This window comes from Acutalibacter sp. 1XD8-33 (genome assembly GCF_003612555.1).
Lineage (GTDB): Bacteria > Bacillota > Clostridia > Oscillospirales > Acutalibacteraceae > Acutalibacter.
Genome location: NZ_RAZF01000004.1, coordinates 124,566 through 138,856 on the forward strand (window position 1 = coordinate 124,566; position 14,291 = coordinate 138,856).

Sequence of the window (14,291 nt, forward strand, 5' to 3'; positions counted from 1 at the left end):
GGGCCGGGCGCCTATGGGTGTCCTGCCTTCCCTGCTTTGGTATCACTCCACCGCTTAGGCCTTGTCCAGATGGAACACAACCCACAGGGCCTCCTGCGCCACCATGTCAGGCACACGGTAAGAGCGCTCCATATTCCATCCATGCAGCTCCACCGGCGTGCCGAAATAGTCCCGCCACTCGCCGGGAAGATAGGACCTGGGCTTCTTCTCGCCCAGGAACAGCTCGAAGTCTGTCTGCTGAAACAAGAACAGCATCTCTTCTCCATATACGGCGGGGTTCCCCATCACCTTGTAGCAGTATCCCCCATCCCAGCCCATCAGATCGAAAAGTTTCGCGGCGAATATCCGGCACAACAGGTCCCGACTGGAAAGCTCCTTCGCGGTCCCACCCTTTGCCCAGCGGAGAGAGTCCGGCGTATCGGGCAGGCAGGGGCGCGACGGATACAGTATTCTCCAGGCTGAAGATCATGATCTGTTCCTCACCGTGCCTCAACCATGTGCCCCTGCTCCTATAGAGACGGTCGGGGTCCCACTCCATCATCTGAAACAGAGCGGCGCCAAAGTACCGGCAGCACAACGTCTTGGCATATAGCGGCTTTTCCCGGTCCGGGCGCCATCGGATGCTGTGTATGGAACCCTCTCAGCAGGGCCTTATGGCCATTTTTCGCTGGGATGGGTGCAGCAGGAGTTGGACATGGCCTATCTCCGCGAAGTTTCGCATACAAAAAAGATTGAATGTGATCCGTCCCCTGGAGATCGTCACTGCGGGCCCTCATAGCGGGTCTGTGTAAACTGGCTGCGCACCACCTGGTAGCCCGCAAGGTCAAAGGCCGAGAATACACTTTTCGCTACCCGCATTCTCTTTCCTGCCGGCACTGTTGGAGGAGTCGTAGTACGGCCCGGGATCGTCGTTGACCCAATGATGGTTGATGGGGACAAAGCCTCGAAATATGCCGCCGACCCACTGTTCCACTGGGTGCTTCCGGTTTTTGTCCGGCAGCCAATATCAGAGAGGAAACCCGCGATTCTCTCCTGGGACCAACCGTGCAGGTAGGCGTCAAAAATAAGGTCCATTTTCCTGTTTCCGCTATGGCTGACGATCCTTTTTTACCCATTACTGATATACCATAGGGCAGAGTTTATTGCAAAATGGAAATTGAGGATCTTAGGCTATGTTGCAAACTGTCCCAGAAATGTTACCCGCTGTCACACTTTTTCTGGTATAATCCTTTATATCCAGCAAGGTGGTGTAAATCGTGGTCTTCCTTTTCTCATCCAGGCTGAAACCCCTTCGCCAATCCATGAATCTTGCCCAAGAGCAGCTGGCGTGCCTGCTGGGCGTAGACAGGAGTACGATATCCTCTTACGAAAGCAACATGCGGCAGCCTTCTTTGGACACTCTCTGGCGGATCGCCGATGTGTTCGGCGTAAGCACGGACTACCTTTTGGGGCGGACGAATCATCATCTGCCGGACCATATTTTTGATCTGTAGGAGGACGATATTGCACAACTTTGGAAAATGGCTTTTTTGATCTCAGAGAAAAACCGGCGGATCCATCAGTTTGAATAGCATAGGAGGGGATTTCATGGTCTATGACGGAAAAGACGATCCAAACCGGCAAGAAAGTACGGAGGAAAGGCTCTTCATCCCGGCCAAGCCCAAGATCAGCTTCAGCGACCTGGACAGGCGCTTCCGGGTCTGCGCATACTGCCGGGTATCCACCGGCCATGAAGAGCAGGCCTCCTCCCTTGAGCTGCAGCAGGAGCATTATAGTAAACGCACTTAAAAATCGGTAAATACTGTTTTTTAAGCTGGGCGGCTATGCCTCCCGGTCCAAAAGAGGAAAAACACCTCTTTGGGACTGCGTTAACTATACCGGCAGTTGGTTCTGGAACGGCCTAACTGGGAATTGAGGCGAGTGTACGCTGACGAGGGCATCTCCGGCACATCCTTAAAAAACTGCGGGGAATTTAACGCGATGATAGATGCCTGTGAAAATGGGGAATATGGCCTGATCGTGACAAAAAGCGTGTCGCGCTTTGCCAGAAATCTGGTGGATTGCATTTCCTTGATCCGCAGGCTCAAGAACCTGGACCCGCCCGTGGGCATATGATTTGAAACGGACCGCCTGAACACCTTAGAAAAGGACTCCGAGCTGGCCCTAACCATGTTCGCTACCATCGCTCAGGAGGAATTCGTGAAAAAGCGGGAGGCCATGGTCTGGTCGTTATCGCAGCGGTTCAAGGACTGCAAGCTATTGACTCCGCCCTTGCTGGGCTATGACAGGCAGCGGGACGCGGCAGGCAACTACATAAAGTACGCACCCTTAAAGGTAAATGAAAGCGAAGCCAACATAGTCCGCTTTATTCATGTAGACGAGGATGAAGTGGCCTGAAAGGTCCGAAATGGGCAGGCCGGAAACAGGCCGTCTACGGGCTTGGAGCTTCGTCAAAAACGGGATATTATATTTTATAGAAAGTAGGGATTGCTGTGGATGTGAAAGAACGCCTGTACTAGGAGGACCTGCAGCGGCTAAGAGGCTTCCGGCTGTTGGACGATGATTTTATGACCAAGTGCTTTGAGGGCAGTCCAGAATGTATTGAGCTTGTACTGTGCATTGTGCTGGAAAACCGGGCCTAAAAGCGCTGGAGGTACGCGCCCAGATCTTTGTGGAGAACCTTTTGAAGCGCTCCGTCCGACTGGATATCGCCGCCACGGACAGCGCGGGTACAAAGTACAACGAGAACCCTACCGGGGGATATGGAATTTTCGCGGAGACTATGCTGGAGCAGGGCCGTGAGGCCGCAAAGAGGGCGGAAAAAGCAGGGAAAACGCGGCATAGGCAGCGGCTAGGCATACGTTCAAATGGAATGGAAAAGAGGACCCCTGGCATGTTGCCAAGAGCCCTCTTTTCTACAGGCAAAAAAGGAATTGCGAAAGAATGGTCCCTTTAATTTTGGTCCATGGCGTACAGATGGAAGCGCATGAGCATGGTGGCCGTTTGAGCCCGAGTGGCCCGTCCGCTGGGATCCAGCTTGCCGCCGGAGCCGCCGATGATGTCGGACCCGATGGCCCATTCCATAGGCCGCTGGGCATAGCCGCTCACCTTATTGCCGTCTGGGAAGAACCAGATGGGGAAGCTATAGCTGGTATCATACCCCATCTTACTGGCGTAGCGATACAGGATGGCGGCAAACTCCTGGCGGGAGACAGGGTCGTTGGGCCGGAACTTTCCGCCCGAGCCGTTGACAATGCCATTAGAAGAGGCCCATTGAATTTGCTTGTGGAACCAGTCGCTGGATTTCACGTCAGAGAACTTCTGCCCGCCGGAAGCGGAGGGCTGGCCCGCCAAGCGATAGAGAGTGGTTACCAACTGTGCCCGGGTGGTCGTGCCGTTGGGTTCAAACTTGCCGCCCATGCCGGTCATCATTCCGACCTCCAGCACATAATCCGTGGCCCCAGCGAACCAGTCGGTAGGCTTCACGTCCGGGAAGGTAGGCTTGGGGGTAGCCGTAGGCCTGGGCGTAGAGGTGGGCCTGGGCGTAGAGGTGGGCCTGGGCGTAGAGGTGGGCCTGGGCGTAGAGGTGGGCCTGGAAGTGGGGGTGGGTTTGGAAGTAGGCGTAGAGGTAGGCCTGGGCGTGGCAGTAGGCTTAGGCGTGGCGGTGGGGCTGGGAGTTGGGGTTGCCGTTGGCCCGGGGGTGGCAGTGGGGTCCGCATCCTTCCAGATGGCCTTGATGGTATATGTACCGGGGCTGCCAACAGTGCATGACATTCCCGGATTGACGTAGGAACCAGAAAACTGCCAGGTAAGAAAGACTTTTCCAGGAGGCGGGGTAAACTCACATTCAGGCATACGGTAGTACTGGTTCACGCGGATGACAGGGCCGAACATAGAGCCTGAGCCGCCGTTTGCATCAAATACGAGGTTTACCTCATTGTCAGAAGGGGTAGGAGTGGGCGTTGCCGTCGGCCTGGGCGTGGGCGCGGGATCCGGGTCGAAGAAGTTCACCTCGTACTGGAAATCCGTGACCGTCGCGCCGGTCTTGGTTTTCAGGCCGTTCACCTTCACCGTGAAGGTGTCGCCCTCATAAGCGGAAATCCCGTCCGGCCGGAAGATAATGCAGTTTGAGATCCCATATCCCCCAGTGTCCACGTTGAAATACCCATTGCTGGAGTTGCGGGAGAAGCGCCAGACCCGGCCGTCCCGCTGGCGCGTGAGCTCCACGGATACCTCTCCTGAAGAGGGACGGCTGAATTTGCTTTCGTTCAGGCTGATGCTCCAGGCGGTATTTCTGGTAAAGTAGTCGCCTGTGGGGAAGTTGCCGGAGGCCGGCCAACTGACGTAGTCATAGTCGCACCCGGCTCCGTTGCTGTCGAATACTTTTTCCGCCGTGAAGCGCCGGTAGCCGGAGCCGTTGTCCACATAGCCAAAGCCGACTTTGCCCAGCTTGGGGTTCAGCTGCCAGCGACGGTGTCCAAGGCGGCTGATATTGGAGCTGTCGGAATCATCCATAAATCCATCCGGCGTATCGCACAGCTGGGGACCGGCATAGATGTTGCTGCTGCCGCAGGCGCTATAGGCCTGCTGGTAGAAGCTCTCGTCCATATCGCTGGGACGGGAGGGGGTATGGCTCAGGGTGCCCAGTTTGCCCATGATCACCGCGCCGTATTGGGCGTTGGCGCTGAGGCTGTCATCCAGGGTTACGTCCGGGACGCCGGCGATTTTGCGCAGGGCGTTCAGGCGGTTTGTGGCCTTTTGAAGAACAGACCGCTTCACCCTGCCGGTCTTGTAAGGGGCCTGGCAGCTGGGCGTCTCGTCAAATACATCACTGGGGGTGTCGTTGGAATTGTCCCGCAGCAGCTGGATAATCTCCGCCTGGCTCATTTTCGGGGCGGTTTTGTTGCCGCTGTGGCTATAGGAGCCGGAGGGAGTAGGAGTGGCGGTGGGCCTGGGCGTTGGGCTTGCCGTAGGCCTGGGGGTGGCGGTAGGGTCCGCGTCCTTCCAGATGGCTTTCACGACAATCGTCCTGCTGGATGAGAAAGCCATCTGCATGGAGGCGCCGGGGCGGCCGGTCCCGTCATTGCTGCCGTTAAAGCCCCAGCCCTTAAAGACTTTTCCAGCGGGAGGGGTAAAGGAACACTGGGGGAAGGTGTAGAACTCACGGTAGCCAATCTGCTCGTCCGCCATGGTTCCCTTGCCGCCGTTGGCGTCATACCGGATGGTAGTGATTGCGGAGGAGGCGTTGTCCTGCCAGATAGCCTTTATGATAAAGGTATGGCTTCCAACGTCAGGTGGAGTCCAACGATCGCCAGGCTGCACCTCGATGGCAGGGAGCTCCCAGGCCTTGAAGGTCTTTCCGGCGGGCGGAGTGAACTGGCACTGGGGCAGCGTATATTTCTGGTTGTTGGGGAAGGAAACCGTTGGCATAAAGCCCGAGCCGCCATTGGAATCAAACCGGAGCGTAATCGTTCCGGAAGAGGGCTTGGGAGTAGGGGTTGGTGTTGGATCAGAAGAGGGGAAAGCGTCCGCGTCGGTCTGGATGTTGGGACCTGTGAAGAAGAGCTGCACCCAGTAGTAGCCGTAGCCGGAATCGGTGCGGCACAGGCCGATGCCGATATTCTTGTAGCCGGAACCCAGAATATTAGCCCGGTGGCCGCTGGAGTTCATCCAGCTCTCCATCACTGCTTGGGGAGAGCGCTGACCCGCCGCGATATTCTCGCCAACGGCAAAATACTGGCCGGTGCCCACCTGATCAAAAATGGTGAAGCAGCTGCTTCCGTCGGGCCGGTCGTGGGAGAACTTCTCCACGATCTCCTGAGCGCGGATATCTGCCGCAGCGTTCAGTTTCTTGTTGGCCCCCAGAGCAGGCAGGCCCTGCTGGGCGCGCTCCTGGTTTACCAGCTCCAGCACGGCTTTTTTCATCTCTGTGTCGCTGGCCGCGCTGGCCTGCACGGGCACAAATGGCAATACGCCCAAAAGCAGGCAGACGGCCAATAGAATGGATAGTGCTTTCTTCACTTGTTCATGACCTCCTTCATGATTTCCGGCTCAAGCCGCCGGATTTCCGGCGCGGCTGAAAAACCATGTTTTTGCCCAATCGCACCGGGAAAAATTACATTTATTATAGCATGCCGGCGGCGCCATAACAAGATTGCACAAAAAAGATTTTCCGCAGGGGTTCCGAAATCATCAGCAAAAATCAGAAAATGTCCCGCGTTTTTCGCCGGAGACTGCGCGGCGGGTTTTGTGAAAATCTACAGAATTTCGCGAAGGGAGGAGCATACAAAAAAACACCAGGACTTAGAGCAATATTCACAAGCTGGAACCACTGTCTTGAGCGACCCGAAAATTTTTCGCTATCTACCCTTTCCTGTGTTACCAATTCCTTTTCTGGTTCGTCTAATGGACAAGCAACAAAAAGGAGGCGGCAATATGGAGAACATGGAAAACATGAAGGATTCGCAAGAATTGGAGGAGCTGAAGGTCCTGGTGCGGGAAGAACAGGAGAGAAAGCGCGCTCGGCGGGAACCGGCCCACTGGGGAGTGAGGCTGCTGGCATACATGTGGACCGCCGCCGCAGTCTTTGTAGCGGGCATGGTAGTGGGCGGCATTTTCGGCCAGGAACGTCAGGCGCAGGACGTGGTGCCCGAGGAGATGGGGATGGAGGGGCAGGCGATGGTTGACGCTCCCTGGATCGACCAGCGGGAGAAGTATCCCACTGGCTGCGAAAGCATCACGGCGGTGATGGCCCTGAGTTATGCCGGGGTGGAGCTGACCGTAGAGGAGTTCATCGACGGCTATTTGCCCCAGACCTCCAGTCCCTGGGAAGATGGGCGGGGCGGCTACGTCTGCGGGGACCCCAAGGCGGTCTTTTTGGGAAATCCCTATTCAGAGGACGGCTGGGGCTGCTATAGCCCGGTGATCAAGAACGCCCTGGAGCGGATTCTGGCGGAAAAAAAGCCCAGCCTCCAGGTGGAGGATCTGGGTGGAAAATCATTGGAAAGCCTCACAGCGGATTACATCCAGGAGGGGGTGCCGGTGATGCTGTGGGCTACTATGGGGATGGAGGAGCCCCGGTATGCCGCGACCATGACCATACAGGACACCGAGGAACGGTTCGACTGGATTTCTCCGGAGCACTGCCTGCTTTTGGTGGGTGCGGACCAGGACTCTTACTTTTTTAACGACCCAATGGCGGGTAAATCCGTGCCCTATGAGAAGCCGGAGGTGGAGCTGGCCTATGAGGCGTTGGGAAGCCAGGCCCTGGCCATTGTAGGTGGGCGGCGGAGCTGACCCCGGCGGTTTTTACCGTGGGGGCAGCTTGAACGCCAGCAGCATCTCCTTGTCCTCCTTCGCCACCCGGTAGGACTCCCGGATCTTCTGGATAGCCTTATTCTGGGTGAAAGGGGGCAGGGTCCGCCGCTGGAGGAGAGGCAGCGTGCGTGCGGGGAACTTTACATAGCACACAGATACCGCCCAGGCCGCCGCCATGCGTGCATAGTAGTCCTCCTGGGTCATGGATTCCAGCAGGGCCAGGCCCTCGTCCACGGTATCTTCGGTTACAAAATGCCCCAAAAACATTACCGCAGCGAAGCGGGCGTAAAATTCCCGTCTATCGGTAAACAGGGGGCGAACAAATTGCCACATGAGCGTTCGGTCCTGGGGGCTCTTCAGCTGGAAGCTGCCGCAGAAGGTATCGCATACGGCCCAGTTACCGATAAGGGGGAGAAAGTCTTTTACCAGAGGGAGACGTTCCTCTATGGGCTGCTTCATTCCGGCGATTACCATGCCCCGCAGCATAATCTCCTCGTAGGATCCCGGCTGGCTGACCGCCAAAAAGCCTTTGGGGTCCTTCTTTATCACCTGACAGGCCAAAGCCCGGATCTCCGGCACCCGCACCCCGTAGGCGGTGGTTGTGCCGGGGATCAGGCTCTCGTTGAATTTCTTGTATGTCTCGTCGGAAAGGGAGGCGAAGCGATGTAAAATCTCCTGATAGTCCTCGGGGGCGAACCCGGCGCTCATGCCCTCTCCCCCGGCTTCTGGGCGGCGCTGACCAGCTTCTGGATGAGGATGAGGATGTTAGGGATGGACTGGGACTTGTCGAACCCGGCGCAGTTCTCCCGCATGGCCCGCAGGCGCTTTTTCTCCTGCAAAAGCTGGGAGATCTCTTGGGCGAAGTCGCTACCCTTTTCCAGGTGCACGCACATGTCGTGGGTTTTGAGGAACCGGGCGTTGTCGTCCTCCGGGCCGGGGATAGCGTCAAACACAGCCATGGGCAGGTTGCAGGCCAGGGCTTCGGACACGGTGAGGCCGCCGGGCTTGGTGACCAGCAGATCGGCGGCATGCATGTACTTTTCCACCTCGTCAGTAAAATAAATCAGCCGGGTGGGAATGGCTGGGGTGGCCGCAATTTCCTTCTCGAAGGCTTCGAAGAGCTTCTGGTTCCGCCCTGTGATGACGATGATCTGCATTTTCACCGGCGTGGCAGCCAGATCCCGGTAGAGCTTGATGATGCCGGACACGCCGAAGCTCCCGGCCATGAACAGTAGGGTGGGCAGATCCGGGTCCAGGTTCAGCTGGCGCAGCAACATCTTCTGGTCCTGCGGGTCGAAAAACACCCCGTGTACCGGGATGCCGAAGGGGCAGATTTTTTCCAGCGGCACGCCGAACTCCTGCAGCTCGGGAATCATGTCGTCGCTGGCAACCACATAGCTGTCCACCTCCTGGGCAATGTAGGCCCGGTGGGCGCCGTAGTCGGTGATAACGCAGATCAGAGGAGCCTTGACCAGGCCGTCCTGTTTCAGGTCGGCCACCATTTCGGTGGCAAAGGGGTGGGTTGTGATAATTACATCGGGGCCGTAGCCCTCAATGGAGGGATAGAGCATATTGCTGAACAGCCCGCTGAGCTTGGGCACCAGGCTGGAGATGACGTTCTGCCGGTTGGTCCGCTTATAGAGCCGGCCGAAGAGCATGGGGGCCTTCTTGGCCATAAAGAGGTAGCTGTCGCACACAGTTTTGTCCAGGAGCCGGCCTACGGCCTTCAGGCAGTCCACGGTGCGCACGTCCCAGCCGGTGTTCTCCCGGATGTATTCCTCCACCGCGTTGGCGGCTTTGATGTGGCCGGCACCTGTGGCGGCGGTCAGAAGCAAGACTTTCATCCTATCCGATTCTCCTTTTTTCGTGACTTTTTAAGACCTTGGAGGCTCTGCCTCCAAACCTCCGCAACCTTTGAAAAGGTTGACGAAACTTTTACCCACTCCTCGCTTTGCTCGTCGTGAAGGTTTTGATGTTTTGACGAGCTGACCGAACCACCGTAAAAGTTTTGTCCACTTTTTCAAAAGTGGCAGGGTGTGGGACGGAGTCCCACGGTCTTGCCCTTGACCTTCATAGCCTGAGAAAACAACGCAGGAGGGTAGCATAAACGTCCCGGTGGGACGTTTTGCGTAGGGGACCCACGTATGGGGCGCTGGTCTCCGGTGGAGACCGTCTAGCGCCGACCGAGTCGGCAGACGAGACCCCCTATCTCGACTGCGGAGCAGGCGAGACAAAGGCCTGCAAGCCGGAACCCGCCAGCCATATGGGCAGTATGCTTTTTTGATGGGGAGGGGACAGCGGGCGCGTTGGCTGGGCAAGGAACACCAAGTCCGGGCGCGCTTTCTGGCTGGGATGCCGCGCGCAGAGCTGGCGTTCTCCGCATTTGCCCCGCCCGGGTTCGTCCTTCGGACGAACCGCCGGGGAAACGGGCAAGGCCCGTTTCCCCACGGCCATTTTGCGGCGGGCCGCAAAATGCGAGCGGGGCACACGGCGCGGGCTGAAAGCCTGCTGGTCTCACCCAGCCTAGTGCGCGCCCCTCAAAAAAAGGGCCCCTTCCGGAATTATATCCATTATAACACTTTGAGACGTGGGTTTCCAGCTTTTTTCAAAAGCGTAAGTTTTTTGTAAGCAAACAGAGGATTTTCTGAGAAGCGGAGAAAATAATAACAAAATTGAAACCAAATTCCCCGTTCCAGCGCCTTTACATTTGGGAAAAGGCAATGTATAATATTATGGAAACAAATTCTGCAATCAGCTTGCCCGCCTGTGCGGGAGGAAGGAATCAGATAGATGGCAAAACGTAGCGAACACATTACATGGAAGCGTACGGCGGTTTTGGCGGCGGCCCTTCTGCTGGCCCTCAGCTTATCCGCCTGCAAGGGAAAGGACGGGGAGTCCAGTGAAGAGTCCAGTCAGATCTCTTCTACGGCGGCAGACCCTAGCGTGTTCCCGGAGGGGGCCTCCATTGGCGGAAAAAATGTCGCGGGAAAAACTGCGGCGGAGGCTCTGGAGACGGCTCGGTCCGCGCTGAATGAGATTGTGGATTCTCTGGAGATCAGCGTGCGGTTTCAGGATGACACAGTGTCCTTGAAGGGTGAGGATTTCGCAGTACAGGATATTCTGGAGCTGACTGTGGAGGACATGCTGAAAAGCGGCAGGACAGAAGATTTCACGATTCCCTTTGTGGCGGACCTGTCCCAGCAGGGAAAGGATAAGCTCACCGAGGCTGCTAAGCTGTGCTTTCAAGAGGCAAAGAATTCCACCGTGGAGAGCTACGACGCCAATGCTGGGGCCTTTGTGTTTACTGATGAGCAGGGAGGCCGGCGAGTGGATCTGAACGCCACCATGAAAAGCGTGCGGCAGCTTCTGGCCCAGAAGCACGGCGGGGCTATTCAGGCGGCTTTCGTGGAGACCAAGCCCAAGCTCACCAAGAAATACCTCCAGGAGAATTTTAAGCAGCTTTCTACCTACAGTACTGTCTCTAACAATAACGCGAACGGCAACAGCAACATGGCCCTGGCCCTCTCTCGGGTGAACGGCACCGTGCTTCAGCCCGGCGAGGTCTTTTCCTACAATTCCACCATCGGCGACAGCACAAACCCCAATGACGGCTGGCTTCAGGCCGGGGGCTTGGTGGGGGGAATCAGCGTGCAGGTCTATGGCGGCGGTATCTGTCAAGGCTCCACTACGATCTATAACGCCGCTATGATGGCCGGGATGGAGGTGGTGGAGCGCGACTGCCACAGCAGTCCCTCCGGCTACTGCCCCATTGGGCTGGACGCCACGGTGGATTATGGCTCCATTGATTTCCGGTTTAAGAATGTTTTGGAGAATCCGGTCTATATTTCCGCATGGATGGACGGGGTGACCCTGACGGTGAATTTCTACGGCTGCTTCCCGGCGGAATGGGACAACATCGAGCTGGGATCCCAGCAGACAGGATCTGAGGGGCCCTTAAGCGATGTGCGCTTTGAGGAGGACCTGTCCCTGGCCAAGGGGCAGTATGTGCGCAAATCTTCGGGAAACAACGGTTATTCCGCCAGCGCTTGGAGAGTGTTTTATAAAGGAGGCCAACAGGTTAAGACCGAGGATCTGCCCAGTTCGTATTACCGGCCTACAGGAAGGGTGTTTGCGGTAGGTCCCGGCACGGATACCAGCAAGATTGACACAGGGAAGGAGAGCGGCAGCACAGAGCCGACGCCTTCGCCCTCACCCACAGCCAAGCCCACTTCCGAACCCACCCCGGTGCCTCCTCAGCCGACTCCTGTGCCTACGCCGGAGCCCCCTGTAGAAATGCCTACGCCGGAGCCCCCTGAGGAAACGCCCACGCCGGACCCGTCTGTGGATCCCACAGACAACCCGGACGGCGGAGAGGAAGGAGAATAGCAAGCCCGAGGCTGCAGGAATTTCCTGTGGCCTTTTTGCATACAGTATCACACCCAATAAAAGTATAGAAAAAAGCGGTTCCTTCCCTTCTGTTGGAAAGAACCGCTTTTTGTGCCCTGGCAAAGGGTCTCCTAGCCTTAACCCGGCAGGAAATCAATTCTCTTCGGGGGAGGATCCGCTTTCCTCCTTCGCCTGCTGTTCCCGCTTGTGCAGCCGGGCATAGACAGCGGTGCGCAGCAGACGGTAGGCCACCGCCGTGACAGGCGTGCCAATCCAGATACCCACAATGCCCAGCACGCCTCCCCAGAATACCACCGCAAACAGCGTCCAGATGGGGGGGAGACCAATGGAGGACCCCACCACCCGGGGATAGATCAGGTTCCCCTCCACCTGCTGCAAGATGACCAAAAAGATGATAAAAATCAAGGCATCGATAGGGTGTACCAGCAGCAGGATAAAAGCCCCCACCGCTGCGCCAATGTATGCTCCCAGAATAGGAATCAGCGCCCCCAGCGCCACCACCGAGGAGATCAGAAGAGAATAGTCCAGCCGCAGGATGTTCATGCCTGCATAGCAGAGCACCCCCAGAATTACGCATTCCGTGAGCTGTCCTTTGATAAAGGAGAAGAAAACTCGGTTGCTCAGCCGCCCCACTCTGCCGGCGGTTCGGGCGGCCTTCTCCGGAAGGAAAGCCCGCAGGGTGTTCTTGGTGCTGGCAATGAGCTTTTCCTTGCCGAACAGCATATACACCGAGAAGATGAACCCCATAATCACAGAGAATACTCCGGACGCCACATTGATGGTCACATTGAAAAGGGATGCCAGGAAATCTGTGGTAAACTTGGTGGCATCGCTGAGAAGGGAGCTCCAATTAAAGCCCGTGAGGAAATCCTGAACAAAAGTCAGGTCATACTCCTGGGCCAGATCATCGGCCCAGGCAATCGCTTGGTTTACATAGATGGGCAAGTTCTGTTGGATTGTGACGGCCAGCCCACTCATAGATTCCACCAAGCTGGGAATAATGAAAAAGCAAATAAACGCCGCCACCAACAGTACCACAAGATAGGCCAGGGTTACAGCGGCAGGCCTCTTGAGCTTATGCCAGAGTTTAGACTTAACCTTTTGGAAGGGACGGAAGGCCAAGTCCTCGAAAAAGTGCACAAAGACATTGAGGATATAGGCGATCACCAGGCCGCCCAGCACAGGGGCCAGCGTGTTGCCAAGATTGACAAACGTGGCCCAGACCTGGTCAAAGCGCAGCACCGCCAGCGTCATCAAGGCGGCAAAAGCGAGCAGCAGGCAGCCATACCGCAGGGCCTGCCGGTAATGAACGTCCTTCATCTTCCTCTTCCCCTCTCTCAGGTGAGAACCAGGCGGTGGATTCTCAGGTTTTTGTGCGGAACACAGCATGGCATTTCTGGCAGGTGACTTCAATGTTCCCCCGCCCTCTGGGCGCCCTCAGCTGCTGGCGGCAGGAAGGGCACTTGAAATATTTATAGGTTTTCCGCTGGGAGAATTTCAACTTTTCCGTACGAAACCAAAAGGAAACCGGATTCCAGAGCTTCAAAAAGGCGGTATATTCCCGCTGGCGGGCAGCAATATTCCGGGAAAACGTGCGGAACAGGGCGTAGATATAGATCCCGTCCGCCAGAAAGGTGAGGGGCCAGAAGAATAAAACGCCAAAAAGCGTGAACACTACACCCAGAATCAGTAGAGCGATGTTGAGCGTGTCCGTACCATAACGTCCGTACAAAAAGCGTTGAAACCGTTGATACCACATACTATCACAATCCTTTTCCATACTTTACTGATAGAAAGCATCTCTGCGCGCTTGTCTTTCAGCAAAGTATATCAATAATTGTAATTTAGTATAGCCCCTTCCCGCCGTTTTTTCAACTGTTTTTGGGGGCTTCACGATAAATTTACAAATCACCCCCTTGACATTATGGGGAAATTTGGGTATTATAAAAACAAGAACAAATATTAATTTTGGAGGAATTTCTATGCCAGAGTTAAAGGGCAGCAAGACCGAGGCCAACCTGCTCACCGCCTTTGCGGGAGAGAGCCAGGCTCGAAACAAGTACACCTATTTCGCCAGCAAGGCTAAAAAGGACGGCTACCAGCAGATCGGAGAGATCTTCCAGGAGACGGCGGACAACGAGAAAGAACACGCCAAAATGTGGTTCAAGCTGTTGAACGGCGGAATTGGAGACACCATGGACAACCTGAAGGCCGCGGCCGACGGGGAAAACTACGAGTGGACCGAAATGTATGCGGAATTTGCCAAGACGGCGAAGGAAGAGGGCTTCGACCAGATCGCCGGGCTTTTCGAGGGTGTGGCAAAGATCGAGAAAGAGCACGAGGAACGTTACCGCAAGCTGGTAAAGAATCTGGAGGAAGGACTTGTATTCTCGAAAGACGGGGACGCTGTCTGGCAGTGCATGAACTGCGGCCATATCTGCATTGGCAAAAAGGCCCCGGAGGTCTGCCCTGTCTGCGCCCATCCACAGGCCTACTTCCGAGTAAAACCCGAGAACTATTAAAGCTCTATTTTATCTAAAATAAGGATAAGCAGGGGCAAGATCTTA

General features: G+C 56.2%; 14 protein-coding genes. 7 read left to right on the forward strand and 7 right to left on the reverse strand.

Going from position 1 to position 14,291, the window contains the following annotated elements; translation table 11 throughout:
- Nucleotides 1-54: 54 nt before the first annotated feature.
- Both D7X94_RS04970 and D7X94_RS04975 read right to left on the reverse strand, forming a co-directional pair.
- The gene (locus D7X94_RS04970) at nucleotides 55-354 is read right to left on the reverse strand and encodes a hypothetical protein (protein ID WP_120426628.1); all 300 of its coding nucleotides are present in this window, start codon (nucleotides 352-354) and stop codon (nucleotides 55-57) included.
- A 405-nt stretch (nucleotides 355-759) separates the two neighbouring features.
- Nucleotides 760-1,074, reverse strand: a complete 315-nt coding sequence (locus D7X94_RS04975; RefSeq protein ID WP_120426629.1) for a recombinase family protein — start codon at nucleotides 1,072-1,074, stop codon at nucleotides 760-762.
- Nucleotides 1,075-1,256: 182 nt separating this feature from the next.
- Between D7X94_RS04975 and D7X94_RS04980 the strand changes: the two genes are divergently transcribed.
- The 4 genes from D7X94_RS04980 (at nucleotide 1,257) to D7X94_RS04995 (ending at nucleotide 2,397) form a co-directional block, all read left to right on the forward strand.
- Entirely contained in the window at nucleotides 1,257-1,493 is a 237-nt protein-coding gene (locus tag D7X94_RS04980; protein WP_120426630.1) for a helix-turn-helix domain-containing protein, read from the forward strand.
- Between the two features lie 94 nt (nucleotides 1,494-1,587).
- Nucleotides 1,588-1,788, forward strand: a complete 201-nt coding sequence (locus D7X94_RS04985; protein ID WP_120426631.1) for a hypothetical protein — start codon at nucleotides 1,588-1,590, stop codon at nucleotides 1,786-1,788.
- A gap of 123 nt (nucleotides 1,789-1,911) precedes the next feature.
- The gene (locus D7X94_RS04990; RefSeq protein WP_442857881.1) at nucleotides 1,912-2,115 is read left to right on the forward strand and encodes a recombinase family protein; all 204 of its coding nucleotides are present in this window, start codon (nucleotides 1,912-1,914) and stop codon (nucleotides 2,113-2,115) included.
- Between the two features lie 84 nt (nucleotides 2,116-2,199).
- Nucleotides 2,200-2,397, forward strand: coding sequence for a hypothetical protein (locus D7X94_RS04995; protein WP_147401664.1), 198 nt, complete (start codon nucleotides 2,200-2,202; stop codon nucleotides 2,395-2,397).
- A gap of 555 nt (nucleotides 2,398-2,952) precedes the next feature.
- On the opposite strand, the gene D7X94_RS05005 is transcribed toward D7X94_RS04995, so the two are convergent.
- Nucleotides 2,953-6,021 carry a CAP domain-containing protein gene (locus D7X94_RS05005; RefSeq protein ID WP_147401665.1) on the reverse strand — a complete coding sequence of 1,023 codons (3,069 nt, stop codon included), beginning with the start codon at nucleotides 6,019-6,021 and terminating at the stop codon, nucleotides 2,953-2,955.
- A gap of 414 nt (nucleotides 6,022-6,435) precedes the next feature.
- Here D7X94_RS05005 and D7X94_RS05010 point away from each other — a divergent pair, with 414 nt between their 5' ends.
- Entirely contained in the window at nucleotides 6,436-7,296 is an 861-nt protein-coding gene (locus D7X94_RS05010) for a C39 family peptidase (protein WP_158590898.1), read from the forward strand.
- Between the two features lie 12 nt (nucleotides 7,297-7,308).
- Here D7X94_RS05010 and D7X94_RS05015 read toward each other — a convergent pair whose 3' ends face one another.
- Together D7X94_RS05015 and D7X94_RS05020 are read right to left on the reverse strand one after the other, a co-directional pair.
- Complete coding sequence (locus D7X94_RS05015; protein WP_120426636.1) at nucleotides 7,309-8,025, reverse strand: DNA alkylation repair protein; 717 nt, start codon at nucleotides 8,023-8,025, stop codon at nucleotides 7,309-7,311.
- Entirely contained in the window at nucleotides 8,022-9,161 is a 1,140-nt protein-coding gene (locus tag D7X94_RS05020) for an MGDG synthase family glycosyltransferase (RefSeq protein ID WP_120426637.1), read from the reverse strand. Before D7X94_RS05020 ends, D7X94_RS05015 begins: the two co-directional genes overlap by 4 nt.
- Nucleotides 9,162-10,107: 946 nt before the next feature.
- On the opposite strand from D7X94_RS05020, the gene D7X94_RS05025 reads away from it, so the two are divergent.
- Complete coding sequence (locus D7X94_RS05025) at nucleotides 10,108-11,703, forward strand: VanW family protein (protein WP_120426638.1); 1,596 nt, start codon at nucleotides 10,108-10,110, stop codon at nucleotides 11,701-11,703.
- A gap of 153 nt (nucleotides 11,704-11,856) precedes the next feature.
- Here the strand turns inward: D7X94_RS05025 and D7X94_RS05030 are convergent, their stop codons facing one another.
- The gene (locus D7X94_RS05030) at nucleotides 11,857-13,044 is read right to left on the reverse strand and encodes an AI-2E family transporter (RefSeq protein ID WP_158590899.1); all 1,188 of its coding nucleotides are present in this window, start codon (nucleotides 13,042-13,044) and stop codon (nucleotides 11,857-11,859) included.
- Between the two features lie 43 nt (nucleotides 13,045-13,087).
- Nucleotides 13,088-13,483, reverse strand: coding sequence for a zf-TFIIB domain-containing protein (locus D7X94_RS05035; protein WP_120426640.1), 396 nt, complete (start codon nucleotides 13,481-13,483; stop codon nucleotides 13,088-13,090).
- Nucleotides 13,484-13,706: 223 nt separating this feature from the next.
- On the opposite strand from D7X94_RS05035, the gene rbr reads away from it, so the two are divergent.
- Nucleotides 13,707-14,246 (forward strand): rubrerythrin, encoded by a 540-nt coding sequence (rbr, locus tag D7X94_RS05040; RefSeq protein WP_120426641.1) that lies wholly within the window; start codon nucleotides 13,707-13,709, stop codon nucleotides 14,244-14,246.
- The last annotated feature ends 45 nt before the right edge of the window (nucleotides 14,247-14,291 follow it).

Bases quoted from the DNA above. Each gene is read 5' to 3' on its own strand.
- D7X94_RS04975 (WP_120426629.1), bottom strand. From the start codon at position 1,074: ATGGACCTTATTTTTGACGCCTACCTGCACGGTTGGTCCCAGGAGAGA.
- D7X94_RS04985 (WP_120426631.1), top strand. From the start codon at position 1,588: ATGGTCTATGACGGAAAAGACGATCCAAACCGGCAAGAAAGTACGGAG.
- D7X94_RS05010 (WP_158590898.1), top strand. From the start codon at position 6,436: ATGGAGAACATGGAAAACATGAAGGATTCGCAAGAATTGGAGGAGCTG.
- D7X94_RS05015 (WP_120426636.1), bottom strand. From the start codon at position 8,025: ATGAGCGCCGGGTTCGCCCCCGAGGACTATCAGGAGATTTTACATCGC.
- D7X94_RS05020 (WP_120426637.1), bottom strand. From the start codon at position 9,161: ATGAAAGTCTTGCTTCTGACCGCCGCCACAGGTGCCGGCCACATCAAA.
- D7X94_RS05025 (WP_120426638.1), top strand. From the start codon at position 10,108: ATGGCAAAACGTAGCGAACACATTACATGGAAGCGTACGGCGGTTTTG.
- D7X94_RS05030 (WP_158590899.1), bottom strand. From the start codon at position 13,044: ATGAAGGACGTTCATTACCGGCAGGCCCTGCGGTATGGCTGCCTGCTG.
- D7X94_RS05035 (WP_120426640.1), bottom strand. From the start codon at position 13,483: ATGTGGTATCAACGGTTTCAACGCTTTTTGTACGGACGTTATGGTACG.
- rbr (WP_120426641.1), top strand. From the start codon at position 13,707: ATGCCAGAGTTAAAGGGCAGCAAGACCGAGGCCAACCTGCTCACCGCC.